This is a genomic window from Tunicatimonas pelagia (assembly GCF_030506325.1).
GTDB lineage: Bacteria > Bacteroidota > Bacteroidia > Cytophagales > Cyclobacteriaceae > Tunicatimonas > Tunicatimonas pelagia.
Window position 1 is genome coordinate 3,226,577 of sequence record NZ_CP120683.1, and the last position, 13,620, is coordinate 3,240,196.

14 protein-coding genes are annotated in these 13,620 nt (G+C 44.6%); 8 read left to right on the forward strand and 6 right to left on the reverse strand.

Annotation, left to right across the window (positions count from 1 at the left end):
• Window positions 1-2 precede the first annotated feature (2 nt).
• From lpdA to P0M28_RS13845, 7 genes are all read left to right on the forward strand, one after another.
• Window positions 3-1,406 carry a dihydrolipoyl dehydrogenase gene (gene lpdA / locus P0M28_RS13815; RefSeq protein ID WP_302210491.1) on the forward strand — a complete coding sequence of 468 codons (1,404 nt, stop codon included), beginning with the start codon at window positions 3-5 and terminating at the stop codon, window positions 1,404-1,406.
• A gap of 278 nt (window positions 1,407-1,684) precedes the next feature.
• Entirely contained in the window at window positions 1,685-2,554 is an 870-nt protein-coding gene (locus P0M28_RS13820; protein ID WP_302210492.1) for a sigma factor-like helix-turn-helix DNA-binding protein, read from the forward strand.
• 99 nt (window positions 2,555-2,653) lie between these two features.
• A complete protein-coding gene (locus P0M28_RS13825; protein ID WP_302210493.1) occupies window positions 2,654-3,256 on the forward strand; it encodes a hypothetical protein in 603 nt (200 codons plus the stop codon).
• 59 nt (window positions 3,257-3,315) lie between these two features.
• Window positions 3,316-4,647, forward strand: a complete 1,332-nt coding sequence (locus tag P0M28_RS13830) for a serine hydrolase (protein ID WP_302210494.1) — start codon at window positions 3,316-3,318, stop codon at window positions 4,645-4,647.
• Window positions 4,648-4,762: 115 nt separating this feature from the next.
• Window positions 4,763-5,908, forward strand: coding sequence for a C40 family peptidase (locus P0M28_RS13835; RefSeq protein WP_302210495.1), 1,146 nt, complete (start codon window positions 4,763-4,765; stop codon window positions 5,906-5,908).
• Between the two features lie 18 nt (window positions 5,909-5,926).
• Entirely contained in the window at window positions 5,927-6,178 is a 252-nt protein-coding gene (locus P0M28_RS13840) for a hypothetical protein (protein WP_302210496.1), read from the forward strand.
• Complete coding sequence (locus tag P0M28_RS13845) at window positions 6,171-6,482, forward strand: type II toxin-antitoxin system RelE/ParE family toxin (protein WP_302210497.1); 312 nt, start codon at window positions 6,171-6,173, stop codon at window positions 6,480-6,482. Before P0M28_RS13840 ends, P0M28_RS13845 begins: the two co-directional genes overlap by 8 nt.
• A 12-nt stretch (window positions 6,483-6,494) precedes the next feature.
• Here P0M28_RS13845 and P0M28_RS13850 read toward each other — a convergent pair whose 3' ends face one another.
• The 6 genes from P0M28_RS13850 to P0M28_RS13875 all read right to left on the reverse strand — a co-directional run bounded on the left by P0M28_RS13850 (window position 6,495) and on the right by P0M28_RS13875 (window position 12,438).
• Window positions 6,495-7,043 carry an NUDIX hydrolase gene (locus tag P0M28_RS13850; RefSeq protein WP_302210498.1) on the reverse strand — a complete coding sequence of 183 codons (549 nt, stop codon included), beginning with the start codon at window positions 7,041-7,043 and terminating at the stop codon, window positions 6,495-6,497.
• Between the two features lie 54 nt (window positions 7,044-7,097).
• Window positions 7,098-7,835, reverse strand: a complete 738-nt coding sequence (locus tag P0M28_RS13855) for a LytR/AlgR family response regulator transcription factor (protein WP_302210499.1) — start codon at window positions 7,833-7,835, stop codon at window positions 7,098-7,100.
• On the reverse strand, window positions 7,836-8,993 hold the full coding sequence (locus tag P0M28_RS13860) for a sensor histidine kinase (RefSeq protein WP_302210500.1): 1,158 nt from the start codon (window positions 8,991-8,993) through the stop codon (window positions 7,836-7,838). It abuts the gene before it with no gap.
• A gap of 328 nt (window positions 8,994-9,321) precedes the next feature.
• Entirely contained in the window at window positions 9,322-10,161 is an 840-nt protein-coding gene (locus tag P0M28_RS13865; RefSeq protein ID WP_302210501.1) for a hypothetical protein, read from the reverse strand.
• Window positions 10,162-10,197: 36 nt separating this feature from the next.
• Entirely contained in the window at window positions 10,198-10,680 is a 483-nt protein-coding gene (locus P0M28_RS13870; RefSeq protein WP_302210502.1) for a nuclear transport factor 2 family protein, read from the reverse strand.
• A 297-nt stretch (window positions 10,681-10,977) separates the two neighbouring features.
• Window positions 10,978-12,438, reverse strand: a complete 1,461-nt coding sequence (locus P0M28_RS13875) for an ISKra4 family transposase (protein ID WP_302204760.1) — start codon at window positions 12,436-12,438, stop codon at window positions 10,978-10,980.
• Between the two features lie 128 nt (window positions 12,439-12,566).
• On the opposite strand from P0M28_RS13875, the gene P0M28_RS13880 reads away from it, so the two are divergent.
• Complete coding sequence (locus P0M28_RS13880) at window positions 12,567-13,499, forward strand: Cif family virulence factor (protein WP_302210503.1); 933 nt, start codon at window positions 12,567-12,569, stop codon at window positions 13,497-13,499.
• Window positions 13,500-13,620 lie beyond the last annotated feature (121 nt).

A 13,620-nucleotide genomic window follows, 5' to 3' on the forward strand; every position in this document is an offset into this window, starting at 1 on the left:
ATATGGATTTTGATGTAACCGTTATCGGTTCTGGTCCGGGCGGATACGTAGCGGCCATTCGCTGTGCCCAACTCGGCATGAAAACCGCTATTGTAGAAAAGTATAAAGCATTGGGTGGTACCTGCCTCAATGTGGGATGTATTCCCTCCAAAGCTCTGTTAGACTCTACTGAGCATTTTCATAATGCCCAAGCGCATTTTGAGGAACACGGTATTGACCTAAAAGATTTGAAAGTAGATATGCCTCGCATGATTGATCGTAAGCGAGGAGTGGTGAAACAGACAACGGATGGCATTGATTTCTTGATGAAAAAAAACAAAATCACCGTCTACCACGGGATGGGTTCATTCAAGGATAAAACCACCATTGAGGTAAGGAAAGACGACGGAAAAACCGAAACCTTTACTTCTAAAAACACCATTATTGCGACCGGTTCCAAACCTTCTAGCTTACCGTCTGTTGAAATTGACAAAAAGCGGGTAATCACCAGCACCGAAGCATTAGAATTACAGAAGGTGCCTAAACACATGATTATTATCGGCGGAGGTTATATTGGTCTGGAACTAGGCTCGGTCTACGCCCGCTTGGGTTCCAAAATCACCGTGTTTGAATACATGGATCGAATTACTCCGCTTATTGATAAAACCCTTTCTAAAGAACTCACCAAAGTGCTGAAGAAACTGGACTTTGACTTTAAGCTCAAACATAAAGTGAGTTCCGTAAATAGTACATCTCGTCAGGTAACCGTTACGGCGGAAGACAGCAAGGGCGAAACGATAGAAGTGAAAGGCGATATTTGTTTAGTGAGTGTCGGTCGTCGTCCGTATACCGATGGATTAGGTTTGGATAATATTGGATTAGAAGTGAATAAGCAGGGCAAGGTTGAAGTAGACGATCATCTGAAGACCAAACTAGACAACATCTACGCTATTGGCGATGTAATTGATAAAGGCCCCATGTTGGCTCACAAAGCGGAAGAGGAAGGTGTATACGTAGCTGAACTGCTCGCCGGACAAAAGCCTCACCTGAATTACCTCCTAATCCCCAGTGTAATTTATACCTGGCCCGAAGTAGCCAGCGTAGGCTATACCGAAGAGCAGCTAAAGGAAGAAGGAAAGAAGTACAAAACCGGAACATTTCCCTTCAAAGCTTCCGGACGGGCTCGCGCCAGCATGGATACCGACGGACTAGTAAAAGTACTAGCCGATGCCGAAACCGACGAAATACTCGGAGTACACATGATTGGCCCCCGCGCCGCCGATATGATCGCCGAAGCTGTGGTTGCTATGGAATATCGTGCTTCCGCCGAGGACATCGCTCGCATGTCACACGCTCACCCAACATTCACTGAAGCAATGAAAGAAGCCAGCTTGGCTGCTACTGAGAATCGGGCGTTGCATATTTAGATTGTGTTAGGGTGTTCTAGTGTTTAGGTATTCTTGTGTTTAAGTGAGTACCATGATTTACTAGTTTGTTATCGGACAATGTAGAGGCATGTGACAAAAGGGGAGATTCAGAAAACTATAGATCTGTTAGTTTTGGAAAGACACAGTTTTCAAAATCGGATGTCTTAGTTTGATTGGGCTTTTTTTAGTATCAGTTATTATCGGAATTATCAGTATTGTGGGTTGGATAATAAACTGATAGACCTTGCCTCTACTTTAACACTGTCATACCACACACCATGTCGCCCGAGCAAACCAATAATCTATCTCACGTAGAGAACTATCGTCCGCAGCTGCTTAGCATCGCTTACAAACTACTGGGTAGTGTAGCCGATGCAGAAGATGTGGTACAGGATGCATTGCTAGATGTTGTGCAAAAAGTGCAGCAAGGAAAAGAAATAGAAAACATGGGAGGATACCTGGCAACCGCTACGGTACATACCTCCCTCAATCTGCTTAAAAAGCAACGGCGAGATCAGTATCCCGGCGTTTGGTTACCGGAACCCTACGAATGGTCGCATACTTTGGTAGAAGCCCAGCTAGATGTCCCCTACTCTTTTGTGTATTTGCTATCGGAGCTCAACCCTAAAGAGCGAGCGGTTTATCTATTACGCAAAAGCTTTGATTTGCCTTACGCTGACATTGCTGAGCAGTTGGATTTATCCGAATCGGCCTGCCGCAAACTGGAGCAACGCGCCCGCAAAAAGTTAGTTGAGACTGAGAAATTACAGATTGTCTCGCTAGAGCAGAAGCAACAACTGGTAGCCGCCTTTTTGCAGGCCACCCAGCAAGGCGATGTGTCAGCCCTAACCCGTTTGCTAAGGGAAGACATTGTGATTTACTCCGATGGAGGAGGGAAGAAAGTAGCAGCTACGCGCCCAATTATGGGACTCGATCGTTGTATCAAATTTATATTAGGCATCTATCAGAAGGAATCGTCAGCCACTTCGGTGCAATTTCGGTCTACTTCTCACGAGATCCGATTGCATATTTTTCAGCGGGGTCAGCTAGACACAGTTATCTTACTGGCCACTAAAAGCAACCAAATTCAGACGGTGTACTTACAACGTAATCCTGACAAGCTTTCCCGACTTACTGCCAATAAATGACATAGATGTATTGCGACAGCAGGTATATTGAGAAAAAGAAATTCTCTCTTTTGTCCCAAAACACCTTGCTGAATTGTCATAACTATAAACAAAATAGCTATGATCAAACGCATTCACTACATTTCAGGACTCACTATCGCCTCATTTGTGGGGATACACTTGCTTAATCACGTCTTGATTTTATTCGGCGAGACGGTTCATATCGCCTTTATGGAAGCTACTCGAGTGGTTTATCGCCACTGGCTGATAGAAAGTTTACTGTTGTTGGCCGTACTTACGCAAATCATATCTGGCCTCCGGTTGGCTACCGGTAAGCGTAAATCATTGATTGACTCCTACGATCGTTGGCAGGTGTACAGTGGTGGGTACCTGTCCTTCTTTTTGCTGATCCATGTAAGTGCTGTACTGGTGGGTCGCTATTATTTTACGGTAGACACCAATTTGTACTACGGTGCGGCCGGACTTAATACCTATCCCGATTGGTTGTTTTTCGTCCCCTACTACGGCTTGGCCATCGTTGCCTTCTTTATCCACGTTGCCACCATTCACTACCGTAAAATGCGACAGCTTCGTTCTCACCACGACCCCTCTCGGCAAGCACTAGTAATTATAATGTTAGGGGTACTACTAGCAATTATTATTCTGGTCGGGATGATTGGCATTACTATTCCGTCGGAGTATCAGAAATTGGGTGTACGATAATTTATGTCAACTTTATCTAAAATATACTAGCTTTGAGGCATCGCTCACTTAATAGGGTTATGATGCAAACACCTCTAGCGAAGTTTTGGGTATTTTTTTACTTAAGTCTACTATTTTTTGGCTGCCAATCATCGGAAACTGCTGAAACTGTAGAAGAATTGGCTCCTTCCCAGTACGTAGATTCGGCCAATTTAATTTACCAAATTCTGGCCGAGCGGGAAAACCCAATTCTTGACTCAGTCATCAATCATCCAGAAAATTTTGAGTTGCAGATTTTTTATACCCAGATTGATCGTGATTCGGCTAACCAACCCTCATTTACTTCGCACTACTACGGTATTGATACCAATAATTACTTTTATCCGGCGAGCACAGTGAAGATGCCCGCTGCCTTTCTGGCATTGGAAAAACTGAATGAGCTGGAAGTCGACGGGCTGACCAAATACTCCACCATGCTTACCGATAGCGCGTCGGATGGGCAAACGAGAGTGACAGAAGACACTACTTCCGAAAGTGGAATGCCATCGGTAGCGCACTACATCAAGAAGATATTTTTGGTGAGTGATAATGATGCTTTCAATCGGCTGTACGAATTTCTGGGACAAGAATACCTCAATGACCAACTGCACGAAAAGGGCTACGATCAGTTACACATCATTCATCGGTTAGCGATTTTCAATACTCCCGAACAGAATCGCCGGACGAATCCAGTTTCCTTTTACAATAACGCGAACATTCTGTACCAGCAAGATCTCACCGAGAGCAGTCGCGACTTCCGGGTGCAGACTCAGAACCTCCGCAAAGGTGTGGGTTTTATGCGGAACGATTCGCTGATTAACGAACCGAAGGATTTCAGTCAGAATAACTTCATCGCAGCGCGCACTTTGCAGGATATGCTGAAAGCCGTCATCTTTCCTGATGCCGTGCCCGAAGGTCAGCAATTTAATCTTACCGAAGACGACTACCAATTCTTGTACCGCTATATGTCGCAATTGCCGTCCGAGACTACCTTTCCCAACTACGTTGCCGATACCACCGAAGATTACTACGACAGTTACGTCAAATTCTTTTTATTCGGCGATACCAAAGAATCACTACCTAAAAACATTCGCATCTTCAATAAAATTGGGATGGCCTACGGCTACCTGACTGATAATGCCTACGTGGTAGACTTTGAGAGCAAGACCGAGTTTTTGCTGACGGCGGTAATTTATGTGAACGAGAACCAGATTCTGAACGACGGTGTTTACGAGTACGACGAAGTGGGCATCCCATTTCTGGCCGAACTAGGCCGAGCCGTCTTTGAGTATGAACTCGCCCGCGAACGACCCAACCTTCCCAATTTAAGTAGATACCAAGTGACGTATGATAAAAGTAACGAAGCTATGTAGTTATCTCTCTGCTGGGGGTTACACTTTCTCGTCATCGCGAACAAATGTGAAGCGATCTCACACTTCGATAACAGTTGTCAGAACCCACCTGCTTACTTCTGTGGTTCTCTGTAGCATGATAGCCGCCTGCTCTGAACCTGGACCATCTCTGAGTGAACGTGCTCTTCCTATCATCGACAGCGTTAAGACTAAGTACGCTCCAGATAAGCGGGTAGCATTGTTTGCTATCGAACCAATAGAAAAAGGCAACACGCTCATTCTGCGGGGTGAAACCGATCAGCCTACAGCTAAACAACAACTATTCGCGGCCTTAGATACTACCGAAATTATATATCAAGATAGTATTAATATGCTGCCTGAAACGTCGCTAGACGATGATACTTTGGGCGTAGTTTCCATTTCAGTCGCCAATATCCGTTCTCAACCCAAACATTCGGGTGAGTTGGCTACTCAGGCTACGATGGGCACCCCGCTGCGAATCTTGAAAAAACAGGGTGATTGGCACTTGGTGCAGACTCCTGATAAGTACATTAGTTGGATGCAAGGCAGTTTTCGACCCATGAATGCCGATACTTTTCAGACTTGGCAGGAAGCCGATAAAATTATTTACACTAATCCCTACGGATTTGCCTATCTGGATGAAAACATGGAGCATACCGTTGCTGACCTGGTGATGGGCAATATCATGGAGGTAAAAGATGAAAACCAAAGCGTGTACTGGGTGGAATTACCCGACGGACGGGAAGCCTACGTGAAACGAAATGAAGCAGTTATGCTGGATGACTGGCTCGCCGAGGTCAAAGCTACGGAAGAGTCGGTAGTGGAAACCGCCTTTCAGTTGATGGGCGTACCTTACCTCTGGGGTGGCACTTCAGCTAAAGGAGTGGATTGTAGCGGCTATACCAAAACCATCTACTTTATGAACGGTAAAGTGCTTCCCCGCGATGCTTCCCAGCAGGTACATGCCGGAGAATTAGTTGACGAAAACAAAAGCTTTAAAAACCTCCTTCCCGGCGATTTACTCTTCTTCGGACGGGCGGCTACCGATAGCACTCGCGAACGAGTGACTCACGTAGGTATGTGGATTGGCAACGATGAGTTCATTCACGCCCCCGGTCTAGAAGCTCACGTAAAAATTAGCAGTATCGATCCCGCATCAGACCACTACGACGAATTTAACCTAAACCGCTACCTCCGCACCAAACGTATGCTCACCAGCGACCGCGACATTCTGACCCTAAAGGATGTGAAGTTGTTCTAGTTTTTGTATCTTTCTTATATGGAACCTCTTGATACGTTAGATAAAAAGCTTAAAGACCTTCCCGAAGAAGCTCATTTAGAATTATTGGAATACGTCGATTATCTGTCGTACAAATATGCCGACAGATCAGAAGATAAGAGCAATTATGATGAATTGCTGGAAGAGTTACTGACTAATAGATACAAAACTTACCAACAAAACCCCGATTCAGCCTCTTCGTCAGAAGAATTCCGCCACCGTATTAATAAGAAGTTTGGCTGGAATGAATGACTATCAAGTTGTTATTCTGCAAGAAGCTCAAATTGATATTGAAGATACTATTGAGTGGTACGAAGGTCAACGCCAAGGTTTGGGTGAGACTTTCTTCTCTCGATACCTGTATACGGAAGAATTGCTTGCCAACAACCCATATTTGTATCAAGAAAATTTGCTTTTTGTCCGACGTGCCCTTATTAGCCGTACTTCATATGCGATCTATTACGCAGTAGATGAGCAAAATAAGATAGTTGAAATAATAGCGGTTCTACACCAAAAACGCGACCCGAAACTACTTAAGAGTAGAATTAATCTTTGAAACCTTACTTGATTACAGCTCCCCCAATTTTCGCATAGCATAAAACAGTGAAGCCACGTGCATAGATTGCACCAGCTTGTTTTCGTTGAGCAATTGCTTGACTTCCTCGATTGACATTAGTACCACTTCGATTTCTTCTCCGGTATCTAACTTCTGCTCGGTAGTTTTGCGAGCGTTGAGACATAGAAAAGAGATTGACAGATTGTTGTGGTTTGCCGGATTGGGTGATACCCGCGCTATTTCTTCCCAATTCTCACCGACGTAACCAGTTTCTTCCAATAGCTCCCGCTGCACCGCTTCCATTTCCGGTTCGCCGGGGTCTACGGCACCGCCGGGTAGTTCCAGAATGGCTTCACCGTAAGCGTGGCGATACTGACGAATCAGTACAATTTCCCGCTCGGGAGTAAGGGCGGTTACGTTCGCCCAATTGGGATATTCCAGTGTGTAGTAGGGCTCGATAATTTGCCCATTGGGCATCTCACAGACATCTGCTCGTACTTTAATCCAGCGGTCTTGTAGCAGATATTTTTGGGAGAGGGTTTTCCAGTTGAGATTTTTCAAGGGATAAAGATTAGTTACCCGCGCAAGATATAATTTCTATTGCTGAGCCAATAATCATTTTTTCCAGAGCCGTTTATTCACTACGCGCTCAATTACTTCTTCGCGATGATTGCGACTAATGGGAATACGGTGGGATTGGATGACGACTTCATGATTCTCAACAACTTCTATTTTCGGGATGGAGACTATATACGACTTATGTACTCGAATAAAATCTTGATGAGCTAATTTCTCCTCTACATTCTTTAGATACAGTAGTGTCATATATTTGCCGTGGACAGTGTGAATCACTACGTAGTTTTGCATCGCCTGCACGTACAGTATATCATTGAAGTAGATGCGCTCATATTTGCTATCGCATTTGATGAAAAAGTAGTCAGTTTCAGGGCCATTTGGAGAAGCATTCGGGGTAGTTGCAGTCGTTGGGTGAAGTAATTGGTGGTAGTCTTTGGCTTTGGTTACTGCCTTGAAAAACCGGGTGAACGTGATAGGCTTGAGCAGATAGTCCAACACATCTAGCTGGAAGCCTTCTAGTGCGTAACTGGGGTAGGCCGTAGTGATAATAACCAGCGGAGGGTTTTGAGCCATTTTCAAGAATTCAATACCACTGAGTACGGGCATCTGGATATCAAGGAAAATTAGATCAATGTCGTGTTCGTCTAGCAATTGGGTCAGCACTACCGGATTGTTACCTGACCCTACCAGTTGCAAGAATTCTACCTCACGCACATAATTAGCGATACACTCCCTAGCCAACGGTTCATCATCAATCGTTACACATTTTAGTACCATTCAAATGCTGGTTTCTTTTAGGAGAAGATCGGGCTGGGTAGCGTAGGCTTGCGGTTGAAGTTCAAGCGTGAGATGTACTTTAAATTGCTGATCTTCCGCTCGTACTGACAAGTCGTACTGTTCAGGGTAAAGTAAATCTAGGCGACGGCGAACATTCTTTAGTCCGATACCGCTGTAGTGATCCATCACATCCAGTGGCTCGCTTAACTCAGTTGTACTATTAGCAATATCTACGTGCAGTCGGTATTGTTTTAACTCAACATTAATAGAAATCCAGTTAGAATCATCCGAGTGTTGGGATACGTGTTTGAAGGCATTCTCCACAAAAGGCATCAGAATGAAGGGAGCAATAGTCAGGTTACCCGAAGGAAGGGACTCTAAATATACATTCACTGCCACATGATGATCTTGCCGAAGCTTCGCCAGTTCAATAAAATTTTCCAGATAACCCAATTCCCGTTCCAGTGGAATTTGCTGCTCGTTGCACTCGTACAACTGATAACGTAACAAATCCGAAAACTTAGCCAGTGACTCAGAGGCCTCATCTTGATCCTTATGAATAAGGACAAAGATAGAGTTAATGGTATTAAACAGAAAGTGTGGGTTGAACTGCGATTTGAGGAACTTGAGCTCAGTTTCCAGTTTTTCTTTTTCCAGTACTTGTTGCTTTCGTTCTAAGGCTTGCTGTTTTCGCTGAGCCTGTACCCAGTTTTTGGTGAGTTTAATACTCATGGCAAGTGTCATACTCGCCACGGTAGAGGGAAGCGCATTAGTTTTAAAAAGATGGAAATACTGGTCGGGGCTTACTTTGTACAGCTCCTCAAAAGTTTGATCCGACCACCAGGCACTCGCGTAATAGCCACTGATAATGAAAGCAGCCGTACTCACGCAAGTCAACAATAGTAGGCTCACGTATGCGCCGTATCGCCCTTTTTCCAGAAACTTAGGAATCAGGTAGTACAAGTTAAAGTATACTCCCAACGCCTGGAAAAGCACGTAGAAAATGAATTTGAATGAGTATACCGAGAAGAAGATACTGTTCGCCGCTTCCCAAATGCTACCAATACCCAACGCCCACCATAAATAATGGTAGAGCATCCAAAAGGGCAAATGGTAGAGTTTGTAGTGAAAGAACCATTCGTCGCGAGGGTTATTCATAAATAGCAGCTTATATCTCTTCAATATCGTCAGTAATCAGGCAGAGTGCAAACTACTCTCCCTATCTAGGGTAACGTAAACTATGGATTACAACTTATCAGTGGAGTATTGTAAGTGCTTGATTTTCAATGCCTCGCCCTTAAGCCGGGCAGGCTTTTACTTTTCCATCGATGAAAAGTAAACAAAAATCTAGGAAACCTTGAAACTCGCTACGCTCAGACAGCAAGCTTTCCCCCTAATATGGAAACTAAAAATACTTTAATTCATTGTTCACGTCAGAGTAATATCTTTTACCTAAGTACGGGCTTATTTTATCATTAGGCTGTTATCACTGCGTTATTCTTACGAATGCTCCGCCGTAATAATCTCCGGTAGGTTTATCTTGGTTATCATACTGTATCGATCTTAGCGTATATTCATCTTCGGAAACCCATCGGTATTCGTACCGCCGATAGGTATTCTTTGCTTCTCCTTCAAAGCTAATCTTTAGCGTTACATCTCCATTTTCATTCACCTTCCCCGTACCAATACCACTTCGGGACGGAAAGAAGCTGGAAGAATGGTGTACTTCTTGCGTTTCCGTATTATATACCCAGAGAATATGTCCTCGAGCTGAGGGAGCCTCCACCTTCCATAGCAAACTATTTTGCGTATTGAGTTCTTCGCATATACTGTAGTGATCCGGTATTTTAATAGACTCAAGCCCTTGATTAGTATTACCTTGTTCCCAGAGATTATCTTTCAAAGTCCATCTTCCAATGAACTTTTTAAATGGATTCGCAGGTCTTTTCTCGTATCGAAAGGTATCCAGAGGACTGCCTGTCTCTATTTCAATCTGTCGAGCATCACCTGCTTCAAAGTCTATTTCGTCTAAGGTGTATTTGTAGTATAAGTCGATTGGTTGCGTGAGAGGAAAGTCAACGGTCGCGGAATAAATCCCGTCATTATCGGCATCCGTCATTTTAATACCTTTCACCCAACTTAAAGGAGCTACACTGCCCCGGACTTGAACATTCAGTATCGAATCCTGAGCTATCGAGACTACCGAATTCACATCTACTGTAAAAGTGATATGTTCTACATTTTGCGAAAAACCCGGATTGCTGATTAGAAGACCCGATAGCGGCAGACACAAGGAAAGAGCCGTGATAAAATTTAGTGGAATCATATTAGGTGAAAGGTCTTGAATACGCTTAGAAAAAAATTATTTGCCAGACTGATTAAAGATTACTTTCCAGATTTTTAGTGAGTTATCTTCCAATCTTCTAAATACAAAGAGGTTATTGGTTCGGAAAGCTACGGGAGCATTCTGATTAGCCGGATAGAAGGTTCCGATGACTCGCCCTCTCATCAGCACCAGGTCAGGGTACGAATCAAGCTCAATAATTTCGTGTCTCATATCCGAATATCCGTAGGTTTTCTGTTCCTCCAGATGACGGCGCAATGCATCTTTATCCGTATTGGCTGGGTAGCCAGGAGCCATATGTACTAGATCGTCTACCCAAATTTCAAGCTTTCTATCCAGGCTAGCATCATTATCATCCAGGACGCTTAAAATTGCCTGCACGGCTGCTTGGTCATTCTGAGCGTTATAAGATGGTTCGTCAGCGGCAGGTTGACATCTAGCGAGGAAAATCAGCATTACAACAGCGAAGCAATTGATATAGCTTCTTTTCAGCTTAATCATACACAACAATTTGACGGAAGACTTTCAGCGATGAAGCTATACAACTCTAAGCATTGATTCTTGCCAATTTGCGTAAACTCTCCGAGATTTCACTTATAGTGAATACGAGCGACACGGAATACTTGACCATCGGGTAAAATTCCTTGACGAACGGGAGAAAACTGCGTTTGTGGCTATAACAAGCCCTGCTCGAGTCATAATAAGCCATTCATCAAGTTTCTCTTACCACTGGGCATATAGATTTTGAGAAGCCGTCGCACTGGATTTGATTTGAGTGTATAACAAAAAGGGTGTAACTCAGGCAGCTTTTTGGTAAAGAGCTTGTTGTTCGTGTTTGACTACTGTTTGTAGGTAGTTGTCCCAATCGCCGTTCTTTCTGACGGCTCGTAGGTTGAGCATATTCTGCGCACCTTGTTTTCCCCAATGCATGCCGTTTCTCTCCATACGGCTCTTTACAAAATGTCCACAGGCACTTTCCACCGCTCCGGTGGTGATAGGAAATCCTAGCTGTAGATAGGTTTTGTAATCTACCATATGCTGATGGTTGGTCAGGTAGGTGATGGCTCGTTGGACAGTGTCACGCTTGTATTGAGACAAGGTAGCCTGTTGCAAGATAACTTGCCATTGCTGTCGTACCTCATCATGCTGGCTGTCTAGTAACAAGGCGGCTTGGCTTCTCACCCAAGCAAAACGATTGGGATGCTTCTCCCCCCAATGAGCGTTAGCCACCTTCCAAACGTACTCTAGCAAGTGAATAAAATCCAGTACGTAGGCCTCTACCCGATGGGTAACTTTCTTTTCTTCTACCACTTGCCGAACTGCTTTTTCTAAGGCTCGGTCACCGTCTATCAAAACGATGATCGGCTTTTTTGCACTAGCATCGCGCCGAAGTAGGTTTTCCACCCCGTAGCGGATGGCCCCTACCTTGTCTGAGAGAAAGGCTCGTAGATGCTTGTGCTCGTGCCAGGTATGCCCTCCATCGGGCTTCTGCGGCTCATGGGTAGGGCAAAACAAGCTCTCTAAGAGTTCTTGAGCCTGCCGGGGCCGCGGGGTAAACGAACTGCTCAGGCTTACTGTGGCTTCTTTTTTGACCCCCTTCTTCTGTCCTTTGCTCAGACGAACCGCCGTACTTTCCTCAGCTCGCTGAGTTTCGCTGCGACGAATGGGCACCCCCTTACCGTCAAAGCCTACGCTCAAATGAGTACCATCTTCTATGTTTTCCCAGGCTTGTTGCTCATAAAAGTCTTTTACTTGCTCGCAAAGCCTGTAACTACACCGTTGGCTTTGCATACCCCTTAGGGGATGACCTAAGATGCGCTCCAACTGCTCAGCACTTTGGGCAAAGTCCATCTCGGTGGCCCCATACCCTAACCAATCATCCAATACGTAAGAATAGTTGCTCTTGGGTAAGCCCAACGCTTCGTCCAGCCGGTAATAGCTCTTACCAGTGGTTGAGTAATACTTGGGGCGGGCAATGGATAACGGGCCAAAAATGCTTCGGTAAGGCCGACTACGCAGCCCGGTGTTCTTCATCTTTTCCCCTGCACGATCAACGGGAACCCCCTGAACAGCGACTACCTGTTGTATACTCAAAATGTAGTATTCTAACAGTTGAAAACCTAACTGCAATAAACTGGTAAACAAAGACCGCTCTACCTGATGAATTCTCATTCCTTCTTTACTTCGGGCATCCATTTGGGCTATTATCTGATCTAAGTGTTGTCTTATCTGGTTGATTTTTGCTTCCTTTACTTCCATAGCGAGTTTTTTTGATGGTGGTTGAAGACCTCAAAATTAAGGGAATCTCTGCATTCCCACTCGCTTTTCCTCTGCACCCAATTCGTTATACACTCATTTGATTTGATCCGTAACTAAAAATCAAATTCATGCGAATTCCTTTAATCCTCACTTGCAGTCTCTTCTTTTCCTTTTTCTACGCCAATGCTCAGAACGAGGGAATCATTGTTTCGGAAGCGGTTGAGCAACAGATCCAAAAATTATCCAAACTACGAACCACTGCTGAAAAAAATGATGATCTGGAGAGCTTTCTAACCTACTACCACGAAGATGCGATCAGTATGCCCGAGTACCAACCTACGCTTACGGGTATCGATGAAATTACCGCCTTCTACCAGCAGATTTTTCGCCAACAAGATATTAGTATCCTTCAAAGAACGGCTGAAGAAGTTGTTCGTCTTGATAGTACGTTTGTTGAGATTGGCGTCTTTAGTAAAGAATATACTGACTTAGAATTAGACACGACTTTCGTTCAAAACGGTAAATACTGGAATGTTTGGGGAGTTCGGCCAGATAGTAGCTTAGTCCTCAAGGGAGAATCCTACGGCTTTTTTCATCCGGTTGAGCATCCGGAAGCATTGACTGTTGAATTACCCGCTGGAAAATCTTCAGCAGAAACTTTTTATTTCACCCAGCATATCCCCTTGGAACTACGAGCCTACAATGCTTTAAATGAAAAGTATGTCAGCCTGCGTTCGGGTGAGTTGCGATCAGAATTCTATACTGATGATGCTAAGTTTATGCCCTTCCAGGAACCAACTGTCAGCGGTATTGATGAAATAAAGCCCTACCTGATTCAGTACAACCAGGGGGATGTAACCATTGATTCTATAGCCGTCTATACCTATCACTACGAAGCGACCGATGACCATATCCTCGAGTACTCCAAATTTAGAGTGAAATGGACTGTGCCCAATTTTTCCGGAAGAACCGAAGGCAAAGGTATCCGAATCTGGCAACGCCAAGCCGACCATTCTCTCAGAATGTACCGCAATATCGGCACCCACAATCATCTGGATTAGCAAAATAGAGTTTCCCTGGATGAGCGATAGCGCGCGGCGCCCGGCGAATTCCGGGGTCTCCTGCATAGTAGGAAGAAGACCCTGTCGGAGCGTTCCACGCTGGACGCCAACCGGAACAAGT

Bases quoted from the DNA above. Each gene is read 5' to 3' on its own strand.
- lpdA (WP_302210491.1), top strand. From the start codon at position 3: ATGGATTTTGATGTAACCGTTATCGGTTCTGGTCCGGGCGGATACGTA.
- P0M28_RS13820 (WP_302210492.1), top strand. From the start codon at position 1,685: ATGTCGCCCGAGCAAACCAATAATCTATCTCACGTAGAGAACTATCGT.
- P0M28_RS13825 (WP_302210493.1), top strand. From the start codon at position 2,654: ATGATCAAACGCATTCACTACATTTCAGGACTCACTATCGCCTCATTT.
- P0M28_RS13830 (WP_302210494.1), top strand. From the start codon at position 3,316: ATGATGCAAACACCTCTAGCGAAGTTTTGGGTATTTTTTTACTTAAGT.
- P0M28_RS13835 (WP_302210495.1), top strand. From the start codon at position 4,763: ATGATAGCCGCCTGCTCTGAACCTGGACCATCTCTGAGTGAACGTGCT.
- P0M28_RS13840 (WP_302210496.1), top strand. From the start codon at position 5,927: ATGGAACCTCTTGATACGTTAGATAAAAAGCTTAAAGACCTTCCCGAA.
- P0M28_RS13845 (WP_302210497.1), top strand. From the start codon at position 6,171: ATGAATGACTATCAAGTTGTTATTCTGCAAGAAGCTCAAATTGATATT.
- P0M28_RS13855 (WP_302210499.1), bottom strand. From the start codon at position 7,835: ATGGTACTAAAATGTGTAACGATTGATGATGAACCGTTGGCTAGGGAG.
- P0M28_RS13860 (WP_302210500.1), bottom strand. From the start codon at position 8,993: ATGAATAACCCTCGCGACGAATGGTTCTTTCACTACAAACTCTACCAT.
- P0M28_RS13865 (WP_302210501.1), bottom strand. From the start codon at position 10,161: ATGATTCCACTAAATTTTATCACGGCTCTTTCCTTGTGTCTGCCGCTA.
- P0M28_RS13870 (WP_302210502.1), bottom strand. From the start codon at position 10,680: ATGATTAAGCTGAAAAGAAGCTATATCAATTGCTTCGCTGTTGTAATG.
- P0M28_RS13875 (WP_302204760.1), bottom strand. From the start codon at position 12,438: ATGGAAGTAAAGGAAGCAAAAATCAACCAGATAAGACAACACTTAGAT.
- P0M28_RS13880 (WP_302210503.1), top strand. From the start codon at position 12,567: ATGCGAATTCCTTTAATCCTCACTTGCAGTCTCTTCTTTTCCTTTTTC.